Genomic DNA, 21,562 nt, shown 5'->3' with positions numbered 1-21,562 from the left:
ACAGGGCTGAAGGGCGACGTTCATGGATTTACGACGACATACTCGACAGTTTGATAATCATCCCCCATCGCGTTGGCGATGGTGCGCAATTGCCAACGACCATAAACCGGGAAGGCAGCACTTGCACGATATTCACCCGGTGCGATTTCGGCCATCGCGATAGTGGTATCAAGATCATCACGGTCTGCCCGCGACATCACAATGGACATTTTTGCCCCGGTGATCGGGTTGGAGTCTTTGTCGCGGAACAGGACGGTGATGGTGCCGTTTTGATCAATGACACCATCGACACTAAGCTTGCTGCGCCAGCCCAGTTCTTCCTGACGGGCAGCACCGGAAATGGCCGCGTTATAGTTGTTGCCCTCTTCGAAGGCATGCTTGGTCACAAGGCCATTCCAGCTGGTCATCGAAAAGGTGATCAGCGAGATATTGGCAATCAGCATGACGGCAAAGCCGCCGACAAAATACCACGGAATCCAGCGATCTGACTTGCGCGGGCCATTCTGATCTGTGGAAGGTGATGTCATCTGCATTGCCATATCTTGTCTCCTGAACTGAAACGCGTCTGCGATCAGCGGTCGTTTTCCGGACCGGCGAACACTGTATCATATGTTTCGGTATTGCCGGTTTCCTTATCGGTCACCGTGAATTCAAATGGTGTCGATTTACCATCAAGTGTTTGGGGATCAGCTGCCACAAAGACACGGAAACTGCCGACCCGGTCTGGGGCCACGTCCAGATCATAGGTGCCGTCCTGGTTCGGAGTCAGGCCGATGATCTGGAAATCAGTTGCATCAATCCCTTCAAGCGACAGAACATAGGATTTTTCTGCCTGTTCCTTGTTGAGAACCTTAAGGGTATAGCCGTTGCGCACGTCACCATCAGACAGGGCGACGAACAGCGGGTTACGGTCACGCAGAACATTGAGTTCAAGCACCGAACGGTTGGCCAGACCAAACATCATGACGGAAGCGACGAGCACCAGAAGCACTGCATAGAATATCGTTCTGGGGCGAATGATGCGTACACGTGTGGCTTTGCCCTGCGCGCGCAGTTGGCTGTTCTGGACCGAGTCGAACCGAACCAGATCGCGCGGGAAGCCGACCTTGTCCATCATCTCGTTACAGGCATCGATGCACAGCCCGCAACCAATGCACTCCATTTGCAGGCCATCGCGGATATCGATACCGGTCGGGCAAACGTTTACACAGGCGTGGCAGTCGATGCAGTGGCCGGTTTCGGGCACTTCGCCGCGCACAAGGTTTTTACGTTTGATCGGACCACGCGTTTCACCGCGCCAGCTTTCATAGGTGACGATCATGCTTTCATCATCAAGCATGGCGGACTGGAAGCGTGGCCACGGGCACATATAGGTGCAAACCTGTTCACGTGCCCAGCCTGCCAGAAGGTAAGTCGAACCCGTCAGGAACGCGATGGTGACATACGTGCCAAAGGTGGCATTGGCGGTGAAAATATCGACCATCACGGTCGGGGCGTCGTGGAAATAAAGGACAAAAGCGCCACCGGTCGCCATGGAAATGATGATCCATGCCAGATGGGTTGCACTGATTTTCCAGATTTTTTCCAGCGTCCATTTCGATTTGTCGAGGCGGACACGGGCGTTGCGGTCACCCTGAATATAGCGTTCCACCAGCATGAACAGATCCGTCCACACCGTCTGCGGGCAGGCATAGCCGCACCAGATACGCCCGAACAAGGAGGTTGCAAGGAACAAGCCCACAGCGGCCATGATCAGGATGCCGGTGATATAATAGACTTCCTGCGGCCAGATTTCGATGAAGAAGAAATAGGCACGCCCCAGATCCATATCGATCAGAACGGCCTGATCCGGTGCGCTTGGCCCACGATCCCAGCGCAGCCATGGCACGACCCAGTAAATGCCCAGAAGTGCAATCAGCGCAAACCACTTCAGGTTCCGGAAACGTCCGGAAACACGTTTGGGATAGACTTTGTCGCGCTTTTTATAAAGCGGGACTTCATCATAATCGCCTTCGTCAACGATGTCCGGGACGTTTTTGGGTTCGATATCTGGTTGCTGCAAAGTGGACATGGCCATGTTCGCTACCTGGTTGTTGCTCTGAACCTTGCGACTGCTCTCTGTGCGGGGCGAACCCGCCAGTCGCGTTGAAGGTTGGTCTGTCAGGAGAACTTGGGTTTCTGGCAGCTTTGCAGAGCAAACTCTAATTATTCAAATCTCAGGCAGAAAATACGAGAGACCCGACTTGCACACCATGACACATGTCAATTTATTAGCCGATATTGGTATGAATTGTTGCTGGTGAGCTGTCCGACAAAGAAAAAGGCCCGCGATCACAAATCACGGGCCTTTTCGGAAAAGTTGTCTTGGAATGCGGACTTCGTATGTGGACTTACTGGCCGCCACCGAGCGAGTGGACATAAACCGTCAGCATTTTGATGGTTTCTTCGTCCAGACGGCCTTCCCATGCTGGCATGACGCCGCGACGAGAATTCATGACCGTTTCAGTGATTGTTTCTTTTGAACCACCATAGAGCCAGATGGCATCGGTCAGGTTCGGTGCACCGAGATCCTGAATGCCTTTGGCATCTTCACCGTGGCAAGAAGCGCAGTTTTCCTCAAAAACGACCGTACCGCGATCTGCCGCTGCTGCGTCAGTTGCACGGTCCGTGAATGACAGAACATACTGGACCACATCTTCGATCTGGTCGCGTTCAAGCAGTTCGTCACGACCAAATGCCGGCATGTCATTGAAGCGCGTATCTTCATTGGCATCCCAGCGGATGCCAACATGCAGTGTTTCGTTGATCGCCTCAAGTGTACCGCCCCAAAGCCAAGCATCATCCTGAAGCGACGGGAAGCCCGGGTTACCCGCACCACCGGTGCCGTGGCACGGTGCGCAGTTGTCAGCAAAGACAGCCTTGCCACCAGCCATGGAGAAGTTCAGAAGTTCGGGGTCATTGACGACTTCCGATACATCCAGGGCTGCCAGACGTTCCATGTAAGGGGCACGCTCGGCCGCAACACTGGCCATGGTTTCGTGCAGTTCGGTGCGGTTGGTAGTCCCAAACGTACCTTTGAGATAATCATTGGCAGTTGGCCAGGACGGGTAAACCACCCAGTAGCCAACCGACCAGATGCAGGTGACCCAGAAGACATAGACCCACCATGATGGCAGCGGGGTATTCAGTTCCTTGATGCCATCCCATTCATGACCGGTGGTATCTGTTCCTGATACCTGATCTTTCTCGACTTTTGTCGACATTGCTCTGTTCTCCCCTCAATCCTGATCCCGGAAGGGGATCTGCGCATGTGATTCCATGTCCTTGTTGCGCTTTTTGCTTGGCCACATGACCCAGGCAATAATTGCGCCGAACAGCAGCATCAGCCACAAACCCCACAGAGGGCGGAAAAAGTCAGCGAGTTGCGTAAAGAATTCCATGACGATCCCCTTGCATTAGCGCAGGTTCATCTGCGGGTTGTAGGTGGTGAAGTCGACCATCTGGCCCAGGACCTGAAGGTACGCAACAAGCGCATCCATTTCGGTCAGTTCTGCCGGGTTGCCGTCAAAGTCACCTGTTGCCGCATTCGGGTAGCGCGCGAGGAAATCATCGTCATAGGCGGCATCCTCGCTGGCCTGCAGGTAAAGGTCCGCCTTGGCGGCTTCGATCATCTCGTCTGTATAGGGAACGCCTACCATCTTGAGAGTCTCGAGATGTGCCTGGGCATCATCGAAATTCAGTTTGCGTTCCGCCAGGAACGGATAGCCGGGCATGATCGATTCCGGCACAACCGCGCGCGGGTCGATCAGATGGGCCACGTGCCATGCATTGGAATATTTTCCGCCGACACGTGCCAGATCCGGACCGGTTCGTTTCGATCCCCATTGGAACGGATGGTCATACATCGATTCTGCTGCGAGGCTGTAATGGCCATACCGTTCGACTTCGTCGCGGAACGGACGAATTTGCTGGGAATGGCAGTTATAGCACCCTTCACGGAGATAGATGTTACGACCGGCCTGTTCGAGTGGCGAATAGGGACGGACACCTTCCACTTTCTCAATGGTCTGTTCCATCGTGAACAACGGTACAATTTCAACGATACCGCCGATGATGATGGTCAGGAAAATACCAAGGATCAGAAAGAAGACGTTCTTTTCTACGATATGGTGTTTTTTAAGAAGCATCTCTGGTTCCCCCCTTATTCGGCTGCAACGGGTGCAGGTGTGCCGATTGGTGCTTCGTTACGGAGGTCACCCTTGATGGTCTTGTAGATGTTCCAGACCATCAGCAGCGAACCCAGCAAGAACAGCAGGCCACCGGTTGCACGAATGATGTAGTAGGGATGCATTGCCTCGACAGTTTCGATGAAGGAATACTGCAGGAAGCCAAGGTCGTCATAGGCGCGCCACATCAGGCCCTGCATGATCCCCGAAACCCACATCGAGGTGATGTAAAGAACGATCCCGATGGTACCGAGCCAGAAGTGATGAGCCACAAGGCGCATCGAATACAGGCGTTCACGGTGCCAAAGGACCGGGATCAGGAAGTAGATCGCACCGAACGATACGAAGGCAACCCAGCCAAGCGCACCGGAATGCACGTGACCAATGGTCCAGTCGGTATAGTGAGACAGGCCGTTGACCGCCTTGATCGACATGACCGGGCCTTCGAAGGTCGACATGCCGTAGAAACCGACAGCCGCGACCATGAAACGCAGAACCGGATCCGTGCGCAGTTTGTCCCAGGCGCCCGAAAGCGTCATCAGACCGTTGATCATCCCCCCCCATGACGGCATCCACAGCATGATCGAGAAGGTCATGCCAAGGGTCTGTGCCCAATCCGGAAGTGCGGTGTAGTGCAGGTGGTGCGGACCAGCCCAGATATACAGGAAGATCAGCGCCCAGAAGTGGATGATCGACAGGCGATAGGAATAAACCGGACGTTCGGCACGTTTCGGAATGAAGTAGTACATCATGCCGAGGAAGCCAGCCGTCAGGAAGAAGCCCACAGCGTTATGGCCGTACCACCACTGGGTCAATGCATCCTGCACGCCAGAGAACATCGAATAGGACTTCGTGCCCATAAACGAGACCGGAATGGCAAGGTTGTTGCCAAGATGGAGCATCGCAATGGTCACGATAAAGGCCAGATAGAACCAGTTCGCGACGTAAATGTGCGGCTCGGTACGTTTCAAAAGGGTGCCGACAAACATTGCCAGATAGCAAACCCAGACGATCGTGATCCAGATATCAACGAACCATTCCGGTTCGGCATATTCACGACCCTGGGTCACACCGGTAACATAACCGATGGCCGCCATCACGATGAACAGCTGGTACCCCCAGAACACGAACGCCGGAAGTGCGCGGCCGCCATAAAGCGGTGCGCGGCAGGTACGCTGCACGACATAGAATGACGTTGCCAGAAGCGCGTTACCGCCAAAGGCAAAGATCACTGCCGAGGTGTGCAGTGGACGCAGGCGTCCGAAGTTCAGAAATTCTGTATCAAAATTGAGAACCGGAAATGCGAGCTGCCATGCAATGACATCGCCCACCAAAAATCCGACTACTCCCCAAAATACGGTCGCAAGTGCGGCCCAGCGCACAACGTCCATATTATAATTGACAGCAACTGAAGGCGATGCTGCCTGTGCCATGCTCCCCTGGCTCATGCTTGACTCCCGTTCAAGGTGGTCGGGTGAACTGCCCAAAACCCTCTCGGGCAGTTTCAATAGTCCCGATGAACCGACGACCTTCTTGATCTTCGGTCCACCTGCACAAAAAGCCCCACCCAAAATGCACCTTGTCTGAAAGTCAGGGCGCGTTATTCCGGGCGAGGTTTCCCAATTCGTTCGGCGAGTATGCGGACAGTTCATCCAAAAGCCATTGACCTACGTCAATCTCGGCTTGCAAACCCGTCAGAAATTCAATCGGCGGAAACGTATTGGCCCTTCGGCTGGGTACTTCTGTACTGGCTGTGTTTATGCGCGCCAAACCCTCAAAAGGTGTTGATGCACATCAAGGTGGGGCCGATTTATTTGCGGCATGATCTGCTAAATTCCAGAGGGCAGGATCATGTCAGAAGCCTATAAGTCACTTCCACTTACAGCACAGACCGCGGATATGACATATCCGCTGGTTCAGATGTTGAAAGTCGACATGTCTTTTGACCGTTGGCGTGCATTCGTCGATCAGTATTGCATGCCGGTTAATAAGGAGTCCGTTGGTGCAGGCACCGACGGTGATGACATCCTCTGGCAGCGTGAGCGCGGCATCATCGTGATCGCCAACGAGCGCGGCTATATCCATGGACTGTTTTCGTATTATGTCCGCGACGACATGACCGATGGCGTTGTCTTGCATGTCGACAATGTGATGGCAGTTGAAATCGTGTCAGGCGACTATGTCCTTGATGCCATGCGAGACGCCATGAGCCGACTTGCCCGCGTGCATGCGTGCAGCAATGTCTATGTCTCGCTTGGTGAACCGGACGAACGTCTCAGGGCCTATTTTTCCCGGGCCGGTTATGCGCCAAGCAAGGTGCGCTATTGTGCGCCGACAACCCCGCGACTTTCTGCCTGATTTATCCTTTTTCGGATGCGCGACAGTGCGATTGGCGTAATGCCGATAAAGCTTGCGATCTGTGCCTGTGTCAGGCGCGGAACGATATGGGCGTAATCTTCAAGAAATCCCTGATATCGATCCTGGGCGGACAGGCACAGGAATTCGTATTCGCGCTTTTCCTTGCGCATGCTGACCTGTTCGTTGAAATCAAAAAAGATCGCCATCAGGTCCGGTGAACGCGCGGCAAGTTTGCGCAAGCCGTCATAGGGCACAGCGGTAATTTCGCAGTCCTCAAGACATGTGATGGCAAAGTGGCTGGGCTCGCCCAGGATCTGGCAACGCCTTGCTCCCATGATCGCATTTTCCGCAAAGAAGCTTTTGATCCATTCCTTGCCCTCGAATGTGACATAGGACATCTGGGCGAGGCCTTTGCGAAGAAAAATCACATCGCCGCAAACCTCACCCTGTTTGATGATCTGGCTGCCTTTGGCATGGGTTGTGGTCCGTATCTTTGGTGCCAGATCCGGATCAGCCCTGAGCTGTTCGATCAAATCGTAAATGTTCATGCCCAATAAACCCGGGTTAATGCCAGTCCCACCGCGTAATGGCCAACTGTCGCTGATCTGAACGCCAGACTACGCGGATGGGAAGCCAATATGAACACACAATCAGGAACTGTCCTTATTACCGGGGCAACATCGGGAATCGGACGCGAATTGCTGGGCATTTATCATGCGCAGGGTTTTAACGTGATCGCGCATGGCCGATCCGAGGTGAAGCTTCATGACCTGAAATACCACTATCCGGGTTTGCAAACCGTGTGTGCCGATTTGGCGCATCCTGAATCCGTTGATGCGATGATGGCCGATACTTTCCGCGATGTTCCGCGCCTTGACCTTGTGATCAATAACGCCGCGGTACAAGAAAGGGGCGTTTTGACCGATGTGGAATTCAGCGCGTCTCTGGCGGATCGGGAAATTGCGATTAACCTGCAGGCGCCCATCCGCATATGTCATGCGGTGATCAAGGCATGGACAGAACAGGGCCATACCGGCACACCGCAACGGTCCGGGGTCTGGAGTCGCATCGTCAATGTGTCTTCCGGGCTGGCCTTTTTCCCCAAGACGGGCAGTGCGATTTATTGCGCCAGCAAAGCTGCGCTTCACAGCTTTTCGCAAAGCCTGCGTTACCAGCTTGTTGCCGCAGACCTGCCGATTGCCATCAGCGAGGTGTTCTTGCCGGTGGTCGACACCCCCATGACCGCAAGCCGCGACATTGCCAAGATCCCCGCACAGCAGGCCGCCCTTGCCATCCATGACGGCATTCTTGCCGGGCAGGATGAAATCTATGTCGGCAAGGCACGGTTGATCCCGGTGGTCACCCGGTTGTCGCCGTCCCTGATGAAATCGATTTTGCGCAAGGGGTAGGCGATCATGAAAGATCTTCTGAAAACCGGACTGGTGCTTGCGACCTGCTTTGCGGCGACCTTCGGGATATTGATCGCAACCGGGCTTTTGCAACGCGATGATGTCGTGCGCTGGCTGGAATATGCCGAGCAAATCGATGCGTGGCTTGTCGCAACGATTGTCATTGCGCTTCTGGTGGCGGATTTGTTCATCGCCGTGCCGACCATGACGGTCACCGTGTTGGCAGGATATTTTCTGGGGCCGATTGGTGGCGCATTGGCAGCTGGAACCGGCATGATCACCGCTGGTGCGATGGGATATGGGATCAGCACGAAATTTGGCCGTTCGGTTCTGCGCCGGATCATTTCCGATGAAGCACGTCTAGGCGAGATGGAGGAGGTCTTTTCTCGCTATGGCATGGTTGTTTTGATGATTTGCCGTGCAATGCCGATCCTGCCCGAAGTGTCATGCTGTCTGGCCGGTGTGACCCGGATGCGATTTGCGAAGTTCGGCTTTGGCTATCTTATCGGCACGGTTCCATACGTGATCGTGTGTGCCTGGCTCGGCGCGCAAAGTTCGGCCGCCGATCCGATGCCCGCCATTTGGGGTGCTGCGACAGTTTCGGTTGTCATGTGGTTATGCTGGTTTTTCCTGATCCGTCATCACAGACGGTCGCATCGCCGGGTTTGATCAGGGCGAGGTTGCGCCACACTGTGAATAACCCACATATGGACGTGCTTTGGAATCACGACTATAAGGCGGGTATGAACGGTATTCCTTTTGTCAAAATGCATGGTTTGGGAAATGATTTCGTTGTCTTTGACGGACGACGCGATCCCGCTGTGCTTGATCTTGATGACGCGACCGCTGCCCGTATTGCCGATCGCAAAACCGGGGTTGGTTGCGATCAGTTGATCGTCATCGAACCGGCCCGCGATGATCTGGCCGATGCCTTCATGCGCATTCGCAACAATGATGGCGGCGAGGTTCAGGCGTGTGGCAATGCGACCCGCTGTGTGGCCAATATCGTCATGGGCGAACTTGGCCGCAAAGACGTAATCATTGAAACCGTTGTCGGTTTGCTGGATGCCAATGGTCTGGCCGATGGCCGTGTCACGGTTGATATGGGACAGGTCAAACTGGATTGGCGTGACATTCCGCTGTCCGAGGCGGTCGATACCAACCATATTCCGCTCTCACTCGGACCGCTTTCAGATGCGGTGGGTGTCAATGTCGGCAATCCGCATGGTGTTTTCTTTGTTGATGACGCCGAGTCCATTGATATCGAGAAATTCGGCCCGGTGCTTGAACATCATGAAATGTTCCCGGAACGCGCCAATATCGAAGTTTGCAGCATCATCGATGAAAACAAGATCCGCATGCGCGTTTGGGAACGTGGTGTCGGCGTGACCCGTGCGTGTGGGACAGGTGCCTGTGCCGCTGGTGTTGCGGCGGCACGCCGTGGCCTGACCGGTCGCAAGGTCGAAGTGATCCTTGATGGCGGGCCACTGACCATTGAATGGCTGCCCGATGATCATGTGTTGATGACCGGTCCGGTCGCGACCAGTTTTTCTGGCTTTTTGCACGCGTCCCTTCTGGGAAACCATTGATCAGGTTTTCCTGATTGGTCTTTTGACCGGTTTGATCTGGCCTTGCGTCGGATGAGGTGATCGGGCAAAACAAGGCGCATCAGGATTTGGTTCAATCCATGTCGGGACACCCAATCCCGTCTTTTGTGAAACTCAAAAGCAGGTTCAGATAATGGCTGACTTCAATACGCTTGACGGTGTCAATGTCGCTGGCAAGCGCGTTTTGCTGCGCGCTGATCTTAACGTTCCGATGAAGGATGGTGTTGTTGGCGATACGACTCGTATTGACCGCACCGTACCGGGCCTGATCGAACTGGCGGATGCCGGGGCGAAACTGGTGGTGATTACGCATTTCGGTCGTCCCAAAGGTGCGCGCGTCCCGGAAATGAGCCTGAAACCGGTTGCCGATGCCCTTGCCAAGCAGCTTGGCCGTCCGGTGAAGTTTGCGGATGACTGCATCGGTGACGCAGCGGCAAGCGTGGTCAACAGCCTGAAAGACGGCGAAATCGCCCTTCTGGAAAACCTTCGTTACCACGCCGAAGAAGAAAAGAACGACCCGGCCTTTGTCACTGAGCTGGCAAAGCTTGGCGATATGTATGTTAATGACGCGTTTTCCTGTGCGCACCGTGCGCACGCCTCGACCGAGGGTCTGGCACGCGCGCTTCCGGCCTATGCTGGTCGTTTGATGCAGGCTGAACTCGAAGCGCTTGGCAATGCGCTTGAAGCACCAAAACATCCGGTGATGGCGATTGTTGGCGGTGCAAAGATTTCCACCAAGCTTGATCTTCTGGGCAACCTTGTTGCCAAGGTTGATCAGCTGGTGATTGGCGGTGGCATGGCCAACACCTTCCTGGCGGCAAAGGGTGTCAATGTTGGCAAGTCCCTGTGCGAGCATGACCTGCTTGATACCGCGCGTGAGATTTTCAAAAAAGCCGAAGCTGCCAATTGCGAAATCGTCCTGCCGGTTGATGGTCTGGTGGCCAAGGAATTTGCCGCCAATGCGCCGCATGATGTTTGCGACATCAACGACGTCGCTGCCGATGGTATGATCCTTGATGCCGGTCCGGCAACCATCGAAGACCTGAACAAGCGTCTCGAGACTTGTGAAACGCTGGTCTGGAACGGCCCGTTGGGTGCGTTTGAAATTACCCCGTTTGACACTGCAACCGTTTCGGTCGCCCAACATGCCGCAGAACTGACCAAGGCCGGCAAACTTCTGTCGGTTGCAGGTGGCGGTGACACGGTCGCGGCCCTGCGTCATGCCGATTCCGATCAGGCATTTTCCTATGTCTCGACCGCGGGTGGTGCGTTTCTGGAATGGCTCGAAGGCAAGACTCTTCCGGGTGTGGCGGCCCTTCGCGCCAGCTAAGCCATTTGGTTTGGGCACAAAACAACAAACCCCGCCAAGTTGGCGGGGTTTTCTTTTGCGGCGGGCTTTGAAAGCCTAGTCCTTTTTGACGTCAGGCAGGCTGTTTTGGGCCGTGCTTTGCATGATTTCATCGCGTTCGGTCAGGAATCCTGCGTAGCCGTTTTCCATCATGGCTCCGCCCAGTTCGATATAGACGGTGAACAGGCGCGATAAGGTATCGGCCTCGTCCGTATCAAGAACCGACAGCAATTCACCCGATCTGGCTTGCCCGGTTTCGAAATGCTCCCAGGCATGTTCGAGCAGGATTTTACCAAGATAATCGAGATCACCATATTTGCCCTGACCGATGGCATTGCGAATTTCACCAAGGGTGATGTCGGCAGCGATCAGGACTTCCGAGGGGATGGTGACAAGGCGGTCGGGGCCTTTGATGTCTTCGGGCAGGTCGCGCAGAATGTGGATGATATAGCAAAAGATCGCCATGTCCCGCGCGTGATAGAGCGGCGGGTTGGTCAGTGGCGAGGTATAGCCGATCTCTGCGTCATATCGGGCGGACAACAGATAAACAAAAATCGATGCCGGTGCCGCGGTTGCCCCTTCGCAATAGGCGATAAAATCTTCCCATTCGTCCATCGGTTCTTCGGCGATGTCACGATGAAGCGCATCAGCCAGTTCGATCCATGGATCTGCGGGAAGGTCGCTGCGTCCCAAGGTCAGGCGTAGGGCCTGATAGACCTCAGCCGACAAAGGGCCGTTTTCGGGCAGGGGATTATCCAGATCTGCCTTGGCGGCAATGACCTGTGCTTGCCATTGATGAATGGTTTGCAGGACAAATTCGCGTTGGGCATCGCGCTCGGCATCGGGCAATTCAAGGAACCCGTCATCGACGATATCGTCGATCACACGCATTGAGGCATAGGCTGCCAGAAAGAAACGCTGCCGTTCGGGCGAAAGGCGCATTGCGGCACGATACAGATTGGCATTCTTTGCGGCTGCCAGTTCGTTGCAGGCATCGAATGGTGGTCCAAGTACAGCGTGTTCAGGAGGGAGCGAATGGCTCATGCGTGTCTGGATGTCCCGTTGGTTTGCTTTCAAACAGTCATACAGCACTGCCAGCGCTGCGCAACATCCGAATTGGGAATTGTAAGGGGCGTTGGCATACGGTGCGCAATCGCATGATCAGAACTGGATCCGGTATCTAGCCGTCAGCCCCAACATGGCATCAATACCATCAAGTAGACCGTCGCTGGGGTTCGTTGTGGTCAAATCACGTGAAACCGAGCCATGCAGACCGATCCAGATATCTTCGAGCGGCATGTAGGACAGTGAGCCGGCAAGTCCGGCATCGTTGGTCAAGCCTGTGCCGGTAAAACCGAACCGTGGACGTGCACGATGTTGCATACCGAATGCATCGGTCTGATAAACACCGAAATTGCCCGGCGTCGCGGCATCAAGATCAACGAACGGGCCGACGGTAAAACCAACATCAGGGGACGGTGAATAGCCAAATCCGATCTGGGCATTCATGCCGTGATCAGAACGCGGCATGCCACCAAATTCAAGCCAGTACTGTGCCGGATTGTGAGGATCTGTTGCATCAGGACCAAGCGTCAGGCCATAGCGTGCCGACGGGGTGAAGCTGCGATCAAAGCCGGTTGGGTTTGAGGATGAAATACCACCGGGGCCAAATGCGCTGCCGCCCGGGATCAACGTAACGCCGGTTTGCGATGTTGGTTCAGTTTGCAGCGATTGGGCAAAAGCCGAGGGGTTCTGAACCAGGCCCGCATGCAGCAAAGCCGTCAGAAATATCCATATCCGGTGTCTTTTTGCCCAATTTGGCCAATGCAGCTTTTTCATGTCGCCTGTGCCCACAGGTGATCAAATAACCACAGCAATCGAGGCAACAGCCAGACTGCGTCCTTTGCCGGACGCTTGAATGGTTTGATTTTGTCGGTCCCAACCAACAACCGTTGAACCCTTGCTGCGTTATTGGCGCGTAGCAAACTTCTTCGGGTTCTTGACGGACGGGGTTTTCCGGCGTGACTTGATCCTGTGTTTTGCCGGGGATTGCCGGTCAGGATGTGCTCGTGCTCAGAAAGTCCCGAATTGCGTCGATTTGCGCTTTATCATTTAAGTGGGGTGCGTGCCCGCAGTTCGCCACTGCAAAAACCGGCATTTGTGGTTTTTTCTGTTTCATTTTATCGACGATGGATTTCGGAATCAGATCGGACTGTTCGCCGCTGATCAGCATGACCGGGCAGGGCAGGGCTTCAAATTCGGCCCAAGCATCAAATTTATCAATATGTTCGGCAAAAACGCGCATCACTTGCGGGTCGTAATGCATCATGAAATTGCCATTGGGCAGGCGACGTACGGAACGTGACGCCAAAAAGGCCCATGTCGCATCATCGGCCACCCCGAAGGATGCATAAACCAGACGAACAAGCTGTTCGACCTCGTCGATGGTTTCAAATTCCGGGGACGCGCCGACATAGGATTTGATGCGGGCAACCGCAGCAGGATCAAGTTCTGGGCCAATGTCATTAAGCACCAGCCGTTCGATACGTCCGGCGACTTCGGTTGTGGCGTAAAGGCCAATCAGGCCACCCATGGATGTGCCGATCCAGTCGCAGGTGTCGATGTTGAAATGATCGAGCAGTTCAAACATCTGGGCGACATAGAAGGGCACGGTGTATTCCGTGTCCGGATCGCTGGCCCAACCGGAAAATCCCCGCCCGATCATTGATGGGCAAAGAACATAGTATTTGTCGGTAAAATGCGGTGCGACATGGTCAAAGTCATCAGCCAGACGCGCCAGCCCGTGCATCATTAGAAGCGGTCGATTGGCCGGATTTCCCCAAGCCCTGACATGGACTTCATAGCCACAGCATTTGACGAAATGTTCGCGAAAATCGGCCATGGGGTACTCCTTGTCAGGGATGTCTTGTTCGGATCGTCAGGCGGACTTCTTGCGGGCGATCATGAACAGGCGATTGAAAGGAAACAGGGTACGTCCGTCATCGCGTGACGGATAGACCTGATTAAGCCGTTCCTTGTATTTCGCAGTGAATTTTGCGCGCGCTTCATCATCGGGCAGGGCATCCATGACAGGACGCAGGATGGTCGAACTGGTCCAGTTATAGACCGCGTCTGGCCCGGTCAGCACGTGACAATATTGCGTTTGCCAAAGGTCGACTTCATCACATGCGGGTGTCAGCACATCGAAATAATCACCCGGGCGCATGATGCGGGCCGCATGCATCGCGGTTGCCACTTCCTTGCGCCAGTCCATCCCCGCTTCGCCGATCAACTGGTGGCTGGGTGCCAGGAAATTGTTGGGCACCTGAATGGCGATAATGCCGCCGGGGCGAAGATGTTCGAGAAGGCGCGGAAACAGTTTTGAGTGATCGGGTACCCAGTGCAGGGCCGCATTGGAAAACAGCAGATCAACTGGCGCGTCCGGCTGCCAGTCGGCGATGTCGGCCTTTTGCCAAGTGATGTTTTCATCCCGCTTGCGCGCGGTTTCAAGCATCTCGTCTGACGAATCAACACCTGTGATACGCGGTCCGTCAGGATCGCTTGAACCATATGCATCGGCAAGTATGGCTGTTACTGAACCCGGGCCACAGCCAAGGTCGACAATATGACGGGGTGAAAACCCGCTTGCCGGTTTGGGCAAACGGGAAATCAGATCGATGGCCGGTCGCAGGCGTTCATTGCCAAACAAACCGTAACGGGCGGGATCCCAGTGTGTATTGCTCATGGGGAAAGTCTTATCGCGTTTCGGATGTCATTTGAAGCATCGAGGAGAGGTGCCGCCAAAAACAAGCGCCCCAGACCAGAGGTTGGGGCGCAGAAATCCGATGACACATCAAACGCAGCGATCAGTGATCGGACGCTTCAAGCTGGTCATAATGGCCCTTGATCAGATGGAACATGAACAGCACGGCACCAATGAACATCGCAAGTCCGACGAAGTAGGAATAACCGTCCTGCGAACCTGACGCGTAAAACAGGCCGAAAAGACCGACCACGATGGTCAGAACACCAAAGATCAACCGATCCATACCCATGTTGGAACTCCTCTAAGCCGAATGTTTGTTATTCAAATTTATCGAAAACTGTACTGCGATCAAACCGCAAACATCATCTTATGCCTGACCCTTTTCGCGAATTCTTTGCGGTATGTCATGAAACTCGGCGGCAATTTGTAAATAAACCGGCCTTTTGAAAGGCACGATAAGGTCCGGCAGGGTCGCCAGATCGTTCCAGCGCCAGCTGTCAAATTCTGGATCCGGGACATCAATATTGATGTGTTTGTCCTTGCCGGTAAAGCGCATGGCGAACCATTTCTGTTTCTGGCCGCGATACTTGCCCTTGAAGGCCTTGCCAATCAGGTGTTCGGGCAGGTCATAGGTCAGCCAGTTCGGTGTTTCAGAAATGATTTCAGCCTTGTCGGTGCCGATTTCTTCCTTGAGTTCGCGCATGGCGGCTTCAATCGGCGTTTCGCCGTCATCAATACCGCCTTGCGGCAGTTGCCAGGCGCCTTCAAACCCGAAACGGTTGCCCATCCAGACCAATCCGTCTGCGTTAAACAGGGCAATACCGACGCATGGCCGATACGGAAGATCATCTGCCGTGACTTTGTCTGCGTTCGGGGTGTCGGACTTCTTTGCCATGACTGCTCCTGACTGACGGGGCCGGAGTACCGGCATCTGTCATTAGTTCTCGATTGTGTTGGCGGGTTCGTCGGGCTCCGCCGGATCGGCAGGCTCCGAAAGCGCTTCTTCCTGCTCGGCCTGTTCTGCCATGACCTCACGTTCGCGTTGTTCGGCTTCAAGGCGGGCGGCCTCTGCCTCGTCGGCAGATTGCGGCGTGACCTGCTGGCCTGAAACGGCACTGACCGGGACCAGAACGACGCCCTGACGTTTCAGGCGGAAGGCCCAGTTGCGCAGTCGCTGGATCGTCACCGGATAGGATTGCGCAATCCCGACGGCAACGCCATTGCGTTTGGCGATCTCGACCAGTTCGGCCAATCGCCTGTCGATGTGGCGGCGGCTTGGCGTGTCATCGATGATGACATTGCTGATCGCATTCGGTGTTCCGTCGTTTGCCGCAAGTTGCGCGCCATAGCTGGCGACACCGCTTCCGGTGCCTTCGACATACATAAGGCCGGTACGCGAAATGAATTCGATCACCGGGCGAATGGCACTATCCAAGCTACCAAATTTCGATCCCTGACGACTGACCAGGCCGGCATAGCCCGGGAAACGTGCCAGCAACCATTCCAGACGGACAAGGTTTTCACCCTCTGAGAGGGATGTCAAAAGTGCGCGCGGTCCGGGGTCTGACAGCGGGAAGTCCGCCGGTTCCATCGGAAGTTCAAGGAAGACCTCGTGACCCATGGCGCGTGCTTCGCGGGCAACCGTTTGCAGATCGCGGGCATAGGGCGAAATCGCCAGTGAAATGTTCAAGGGCAGATCATTGATGGCCGCGTCGGTGCGTTCTTCGTTCAGGCCAACACCGGTCAGCATAACCGCGACAACGGGGGTACCTTCGGGCAGTTCGAACGGGCGCTTGTAGGCTTCAAACGGTGTGGTGCCATCATCGCCGATACGCGGGATGCGGCCAAAACTGCCTTCCTCGTCAAGACCGGGCAAGGGGGCCGGGCGCAAGGGATCGGGTTCGATTGGTTCGTCAAACGATCCTTCTTCCTCGATCAGGGCAGCGAGTTCTTCTGGTGTCGGTGCGCCATCACCGGAGCCATCGGTTGCCCCCGGTGTTCCGATCAGATCGGAAACGCCATCAAGGTTGCCGGCAATGTCTTCGGCCGACTGGCCTTGGCCATTTGCGCCATTGGCAGCCTCCATTGCTGCGCGATCGCGATCCTGAATGTCCTTAACACCGCGCGCGATTTCTTCTTGCAGTTCGCGTTCGGTGCCCGGAACCGTGATCGTGGCTTCCGGTCCGCCAGCATGAAACAGCCGCCAGCCGGTTTCCGGATCAAGCACCGGGATCATCGCGACCGCTGTTGCGCAAAACGGCGACAGGAACAGGGTGATGATCAGCAGTTTCGAAAGCCAGCTGCGCCGTGATTTCGGTCGCTTCGGCATTCGTTTGAACTGCACTTCGATCGGCAGTTCATTAAAGGGCAAGTCATCGAGATTGACGTTGTCTTCATCGTCGTCGGCGTCAGTCATCCCGTCGCCAAGGTCGTCGGCCAGATCACTGGCCATGTCCTCGTCGATGTCACCGTTCTTTTTCTTTCGGAACGGCAGGGAATTTAGGATTTTCCTGAACACGCGCAACTAGTCTCTCACGATGCCGGGTCCAACCTTACCCATTCGGACGCGGGCCAAACAGCGAAATACCCCGGATCATGTCAAGCGCACGCGACAGCTGATAATCATCAATCGCCAGCTGTTCGGCCTCGTCACGGCGGGAATTTGCATCCTGTTCCGCATCTGTGATGCCTTCGTCCTCGTTGCGAAGGGCGCCACTAAGCGATGCTTCGGAGCGACGGGTATCCGCCTCGATGCTTTCGACACGTGCCTGCGGAACGATGATGTCCGGCACAATGCCGACTTCCTGAATGGATTTGCCCGATGGCGTGTAATAGCGCGCCGTGGTCAGACGAAGTGCCACGTTTCCGGGCATCGGCAGGATGGTCTGGACCGATCCCTTGCCAAAGCTCCGCGTACCCATAATGACCGCACGGCGGTGATCCTGAAGCGCGCCTGCAACAATTTCGGATGCCGAGGCAGAACCATCATTGATCAGAACCACAATCGGCAAACCTTCGCTGAGGTCACCGCTGCGTGCGTTGTACCGTTCGGTGTTTTCGGTATCACGCGGACGGGTCGATACGATTTCACCCTTATCAAGGAAGGCATCGGAAACCGAGATCGCCTGATCAAGCAAGCCACCCGGGTTGTTGCGCAGGTCGATCACCAGTCCCTTGATTTCCGGGCCGATTTCTTCGCGCATGTCAGCAATGGCGCGTTGCAGGCCGCTGGCGGTCTGTTCGTTGAATTTGGTGATACGGATATAGCCGATATCGTCTTTCGGTTCGGCGCGGACCGACTGGATCTTGATCACCGCACGGGTCAGGGTGACATCGAACGGTGCCTGTTCGCCCTTGCGGATGATGGTCAGGACGATGTCGGTATTGACCTTGCCGCGCATCATCTCGACCGCGTCATTCAGCGTCATGCCGCGAATGGCGGTGCCATCGATATGCGTAATGAAGTCGCCCGGCTGAAGGCCAGCCTTTTCGGCCGGCGTGTCATAGATCGGCGCGATGACTTTGACAAAGCCGTCTTCCATCGTGACTTCGATGCCAAGACCACCGAATTCGCCGCGGGTATCGACCTGCATTTCCTCGAAATTATCCATATTCAGATATGAGGAATGCGGATCAAGCGATGTCAGCATACCGTTGATGGCCGCTTCGATCAGTTTTTTGTCATCGACTTCTTCAACATATTTGCTTTTGACCTGTTCAAACACATCGCCAAACAGGTTGAGCAGCCGATAGGTCTCAGCCGAGGAGGTTGAAGATTGCGCCAAAACTGGCGACGCAAGGCCGATAGTCATGCCGGTCGCGAGTGCGAGTACTGCCAATCGTGAGGTTTTCATCCACTTACCTTGCCGTTTTTCGAGGCCAGCCATGGAAGCGGATTGATTGCTTCCCCGTTCTGGCGCATCTCCAGATATAGTTTTGGCGAAGTTTCACCCATAATACCAACAGGTTCGCCCGCCAATAGATATTGTCCTACCACACTGTCCAGCCGATCAAAACCGGCGATAAGGCTATGGTATCCTTCGCCGTGTTCGATAATCAAGAGGCGGCCATACCCGCGGAAGGGGCCAGCAAAGACAACTTTGCCGTCAAAAGGTGAGACAACCTGCGCATTTGCGCGTGTGCTGATCTCAATTCCCTTGGATCTGTTTACGGTCAAACCATCCGGGCCGCGTGATTTTTCACCAAAAAGTGTAACCACTTTACCACTGGCGGGCATGCGGAGGTTGCCTTGTGCCAGTGTGATCGAGCTGCCAACAGCGAATTCTTCGTCGCTTGTATCGGTGCCACCGGTCTTGCCCGCATCAGATTTGCTTTCGGGCGGCGGTGGCGGAGTGTTTTTGGCAATTGTTGTTGCACCAAGCGTGTCTGCATCCGGTTCGGTACGTTTCGCAACACGAACTTCCGGACGCGCGCGCGGGCGCGGCAGCCCTTCGGCACGATTTTCCAGATTACGCAAAAGCTCGCCCAGCGATTTGGCTTCATCGGCAAGCACACTTACGGCCTTGGCGGCTTCTTCGGCTTCGGCCTCTGTCTGGGCGCGCAGGCGGCGCTTTTCATCCAGAAGGGCGGCAAGGGATGCGCGTTCTTGTTGCAATTCCTGGGTGGCAGCGGCCAACTCGCTGCGACGATTGCGAATATCTTCGCGCAGCGTGGCAATCTCGCCCAGTTCCTTGCGCAGATCGCGGGCATGCTGTTCGACACCGGGCAAGGCGGCCTTAAGCAACACTGCCGAACGCAACGTATCCTGCGGCGATGTCGGCAGGGCAATGACTGCTTCGGGCGGGGTGGTCGACAGGCGCTGCAGGGCCATCAGGATGCGAGCATACTGCCCGGCCTTGTCTTCAAGGCTGGTGGCCGCAACCTTTTCACGTGCTTCAAGCGTTTCGAGCTGATCTTCCAGTTCGGTCAGCGTGGTTTCAAGACGCTGGGTGCGTCTGGCGACAGATATCGCCTCGGACTGAAGGGCTTGTTCCTCGGTCCAGAGTTCCCGTGATTTACGCGACAGGAACTCTTCCTGTTTTTGTTGTTCGGAAAGCTGGTTTTCAAGTTGATCAAGTTGCTGATCAACCTTTTGCAGCGATTGGGCAAAAGAAGGCGCAGGCCCGCCTGCAGCAAAAACCGCAAAAGCGATCAGCGCAGGCAGGGCGATCTCATAAGCTAACTTAGCTCGCAAGAAGCGCGTCATTCTGTTTCAGGCCCTTAAGCAAGGGTTTACCAGTCATTTCTGCCGGTTGCGGCACGCCAAGCAATTGCAGCAAGGTCGGTGCGACATCGGCCAAACGACCATCTTCCAATGTTACCCCTTCCGGACCGTTAACAAGGATGGTCGGAACGAGATTAAGTGTATGTGCCGTGTGCGGTTCACCTGTTTCCGGATCGACCATCACTTCGCAGTTGCCGTGATCGGCGGTAACAAAGGCAACGCCGCCGACCGACTTGATTGCGTCAATCACCTTGCCAAGGCAGGTATCAACCGCTTCTGCGGCCTTCATTGCGGCTTCAAGAATGCCGCTATGGCCGACCATGTCCGGGTTGGCAAAGTTCAGGATGATGGTGTCGTATTTTTCCGACTTGATGGCAGCGACCAGTTTTTCGGTCACTTCCGGTGCCGACATTTCAGGCTGAAGATCATAAGTCGCGACTTTGGGAGACGCGACCAGAATGCGGTCCTCGCCCTCGAATACCTGTTCTTCGCCGCCGTTAAAGAAGAACGAAACGTGCGGGTATTTTTCGGTCTCGGCGATGCGAAGCTGCTTCATGCCGGCTTTGGAAACCACTTCGCCAAAGATGTTTGGCAGGGTCTGCGGCGGATAGATCGCATCCATGTATTTGGCATGTTCGGACGAATATTCGACCATCCCGGCCTGAACGGCGAACTTGACCGGCGTGCCGCGATCAAAGCCGTCAAATTCCGGTGCGCAAAGGGCGGCAAGGATTTCACGTGCGCGGTCCGCCCGGAAATTGGTCATCAGAAGGCCGTCGCCATCCTTCATGCCGTCATAATCGCCAATCACGGTCGGCAGAACAAATTCATCGGTGGTGCCGGCTTCATAGGCGTTGGCAATCGCGGCCTCCGCACTGTCAGCACTGCGGCCATCGGCGTAATTTTTGCCCTGAACCATGGTGAAATAGGCCTGGCTTACACGTTCCCAACGGTTGTCGCGGTCCATGGCGTAATAACGGCCGGTGACGGTGGCGATTTCAACATTGGCATCACCAATCAGGGCGCGGAATTTCTCAAGGAACTTGGCGGCACTTTTCGGTGCGGTATCACGGCCATCAAGATAGGCGTGAATTTTCACCGGCACGCCTGCACCCGCAATGATCTTGGCCAGGGCCGCCATGTGGGCCTGATGGGAATGCACCCCGCCTTCGGACAGAAGACCCGCGATATGGCAAACGCCCTTGGAATCGGAAAGTTTGGCAATGATCTTTTTGACGGTGTCGGTATCGGCGATGCTGCCGGTTTTGACCGCCTCGTCAATTTTGGGCAGTTCCTGCATGACCACACGGCCAGCACCCAGGTTCATGTGACCGACTTCCGAGTTGCCCATCTGACCTTCGGGCAGGCCAACATCCAGACCACAGGCCTTGAGGAACCCGGTCGGATTGTTGGCGTAAAGGTCATCCCAGACAGGCGTGTTGGCAAGGGCGACAGCGTTGTCCTTGCTTTCTTCGCGATAACCCCAGCCGTCCAGAATGCACAGCACCACAGGGCGCGGGCGCTTTACGGAATTCGATACAGTCACGTTCATAAACCCCACAGATAAAGGAAAAGGCTGAATGTCCCGTAAATATGGTGACTTACGGGCTCTTTCGCCATCAAT

The 21,562-nt window shown here is 55.2% G+C and carries 22 protein-coding genes; 5 read left to right on the top strand and 17 right to left on the bottom strand.

Annotated features, from left to right (window positions below):
* Nucleotides 1–20 precede the first annotated feature (20 nt).
* The 6 genes from AUQ41_RS15395 to ccoN all read right to left on the bottom strand — a co-directional run bounded on the left by AUQ41_RS15395 (nucleotide 21) and on the right by ccoN (nucleotide 5,659).
* Nucleotides 21–539 carry a FixH family protein gene (locus AUQ41_RS15395; RefSeq protein ID WP_008889822.1) on the bottom strand — a complete coding sequence of 173 codons (519 nt, stop codon included), beginning with the start codon at nucleotides 537–539 and terminating at the stop codon, nucleotides 21–23.
* Between the two features lie 32 nt (nucleotides 540–571).
* On the bottom strand, nucleotides 572–2,077 hold the full coding sequence (gene ccoG, locus AUQ41_RS15390; protein WP_063089184.1) for a cytochrome c oxidase accessory protein CcoG: 1,506 nt from the start codon (nucleotides 2,075–2,077) through the stop codon (nucleotides 572–574).
* 313 nt (nucleotides 2,078–2,390) lie between these two features.
* Complete coding sequence (gene ccoP / locus AUQ41_RS15385) at nucleotides 2,391–3,263, bottom strand: cytochrome-c oxidase, cbb3-type subunit III (RefSeq protein WP_063089183.1); 873 nt, start codon at nucleotides 3,261–3,263, stop codon at nucleotides 2,391–2,393.
* A 15-nt stretch (nucleotides 3,264–3,278) separates the two neighbouring features.
* Complete coding sequence (locus AUQ41_RS20575) at nucleotides 3,279–3,440, bottom strand: cbb3-type cytochrome c oxidase subunit 3 (protein WP_008889825.1); 162 nt, start codon at nucleotides 3,438–3,440, stop codon at nucleotides 3,279–3,281.
* A gap of 15 nt (nucleotides 3,441–3,455) precedes the next feature.
* Complete coding sequence (gene ccoO, locus AUQ41_RS15380; RefSeq protein ID WP_063089182.1) at nucleotides 3,456–4,187, bottom strand: cytochrome-c oxidase, cbb3-type subunit II; 732 nt, start codon at nucleotides 4,185–4,187, stop codon at nucleotides 3,456–3,458.
* Between the two features lie 14 nt (nucleotides 4,188–4,201).
* A complete protein-coding gene (gene ccoN, locus AUQ41_RS15375; RefSeq protein ID WP_008889827.1) occupies nucleotides 4,202–5,659 on the bottom strand; it encodes a cytochrome-c oxidase, cbb3-type subunit I in 1,458 nt (485 codons plus the stop codon).
* A gap of 418 nt (nucleotides 5,660–6,077) precedes the next feature.
* On the opposite strand from ccoN, the gene AUQ41_RS15370 reads away from it, so the two are divergent.
* Nucleotides 6,078–6,584 (top strand): hypothetical protein, encoded by a 507-nt coding sequence (locus AUQ41_RS15370; RefSeq protein WP_063089181.1) that lies wholly within the window; start codon nucleotides 6,078–6,080, stop codon nucleotides 6,582–6,584.
* On the opposite strand, the gene AUQ41_RS15365 is transcribed toward AUQ41_RS15370, so the two are convergent.
* Nucleotides 6,548–7,132, bottom strand: a complete 585-nt coding sequence (locus AUQ41_RS15365; RefSeq protein ID WP_063089180.1) for a Crp/Fnr family transcriptional regulator — start codon at nucleotides 7,130–7,132, stop codon at nucleotides 6,548–6,550. The genes AUQ41_RS15370 and AUQ41_RS15365 overlap by 37 nt on opposite strands.
* A gap of 90 nt (nucleotides 7,133–7,222) precedes the next feature.
* Between AUQ41_RS15365 and AUQ41_RS15360 the strand changes: the two genes are divergently transcribed.
* From AUQ41_RS15360 to pgk, 4 genes are all read left to right on the top strand, one after another.
* Complete coding sequence (locus tag AUQ41_RS15360; protein WP_063089179.1) at nucleotides 7,223–7,993, top strand: SDR family oxidoreductase; 771 nt, start codon at nucleotides 7,223–7,225, stop codon at nucleotides 7,991–7,993.
* A 6-nt stretch (nucleotides 7,994–7,999) separates the two neighbouring features.
* Nucleotides 8,000–8,662 (top strand): TVP38/TMEM64 family protein, encoded by a 663-nt coding sequence (locus AUQ41_RS15355; protein ID WP_063089178.1) that lies wholly within the window; start codon nucleotides 8,000–8,002, stop codon nucleotides 8,660–8,662.
* A 74-nt stretch (nucleotides 8,663–8,736) separates the two neighbouring features.
* Entirely contained in the window at nucleotides 8,737–9,582 is an 846-nt protein-coding gene (dapF, locus tag AUQ41_RS15350) for a diaminopimelate epimerase (protein WP_063089363.1), read from the top strand.
* 151 nt (nucleotides 9,583–9,733) lie between these two features.
* Entirely contained in the window at nucleotides 9,734–10,930 is a 1,197-nt protein-coding gene (gene pgk, locus AUQ41_RS15345) for a phosphoglycerate kinase (protein WP_063089177.1), read from the top strand.
* 75 nt (nucleotides 10,931–11,005) lie between these two features.
* Here pgk and AUQ41_RS15340 read toward each other — a convergent pair whose 3' ends face one another.
* From AUQ41_RS15340 to gpmI, 10 genes are all read right to left on the bottom strand, one after another.
* Nucleotides 11,006–11,992, bottom strand: coding sequence for a squalene/phytoene synthase family protein (locus AUQ41_RS15340; RefSeq protein WP_063089176.1), 987 nt, complete (start codon nucleotides 11,990–11,992; stop codon nucleotides 11,006–11,008).
* A 117-nt stretch (nucleotides 11,993–12,109) separates the two neighbouring features.
* Entirely contained in the window at nucleotides 12,110–12,724 is a 615-nt protein-coding gene (locus AUQ41_RS15335; RefSeq protein WP_063089175.1) for a hypothetical protein, read from the bottom strand.
* 280 nt (nucleotides 12,725–13,004) lie between these two features.
* The gene (locus AUQ41_RS15330) at nucleotides 13,005–13,850 is read right to left on the bottom strand and encodes an alpha/beta fold hydrolase (protein WP_063089174.1); all 846 of its coding nucleotides are present in this window, start codon (nucleotides 13,848–13,850) and stop codon (nucleotides 13,005–13,007) included.
* Between the two features lie 36 nt (nucleotides 13,851–13,886).
* The gene (locus tag AUQ41_RS15325) at nucleotides 13,887–14,693 is read right to left on the bottom strand and encodes a methyltransferase domain-containing protein (RefSeq protein ID WP_063089173.1); all 807 of its coding nucleotides are present in this window, start codon (nucleotides 14,691–14,693) and stop codon (nucleotides 13,887–13,889) included.
* A gap of 121 nt (nucleotides 14,694–14,814) precedes the next feature.
* A complete protein-coding gene (locus AUQ41_RS15320) occupies nucleotides 14,815–15,003 on the bottom strand; it encodes a hypothetical protein (protein WP_008889835.1) in 189 nt (62 codons plus the stop codon).
* A 78-nt stretch (nucleotides 15,004–15,081) separates the two neighbouring features.
* On the bottom strand, nucleotides 15,082–15,609 hold the full coding sequence (locus tag AUQ41_RS15315) for an RNA pyrophosphohydrolase (RefSeq protein WP_008889836.1): 528 nt from the start codon (nucleotides 15,607–15,609) through the stop codon (nucleotides 15,082–15,084).
* A 42-nt stretch (nucleotides 15,610–15,651) separates the two neighbouring features.
* Nucleotides 15,652–17,232, bottom strand: a complete 1,581-nt coding sequence (locus AUQ41_RS15310; RefSeq protein ID WP_232308413.1) for a divergent polysaccharide deacetylase family protein — start codon at nucleotides 17,230–17,232, stop codon at nucleotides 15,652–15,654.
* A 34-nt stretch (nucleotides 17,233–17,266) separates the two neighbouring features.
* Entirely contained in the window at nucleotides 17,267–18,568 is a 1,302-nt protein-coding gene (locus tag AUQ41_RS15305; RefSeq protein ID WP_063089172.1) for a S41 family peptidase, read from the bottom strand.
* Nucleotides 18,565–19,920, bottom strand: coding sequence for a murein hydrolase activator EnvC (locus AUQ41_RS15300; protein WP_063089171.1), 1,356 nt, complete (start codon nucleotides 19,918–19,920; stop codon nucleotides 18,565–18,567). Before AUQ41_RS15300 ends, AUQ41_RS15305 begins: the two co-directional genes overlap by 4 nt.
* Complete coding sequence (gpmI, locus tag AUQ41_RS15295) at nucleotides 19,898–21,490, bottom strand: 2,3-bisphosphoglycerate-independent phosphoglycerate mutase (protein ID WP_063089170.1); 1,593 nt, start codon at nucleotides 21,488–21,490, stop codon at nucleotides 19,898–19,900. The genes AUQ41_RS15300 and gpmI overlap by 23 nt, the downstream gene beginning before the upstream one ends.
* Nucleotides 21,491–21,562 lie beyond the last annotated feature (72 nt).

The organism is Thalassospira sp. MCCC 1A02898 (assembly GCF_001618185.1).
GTDB lineage: Bacteria > Pseudomonadota > Alphaproteobacteria > Rhodospirillales > Thalassospiraceae > Thalassospira > Thalassospira tepidiphila.
This window is presented reverse-complemented; position numbering and strand designations above follow the sequence as displayed.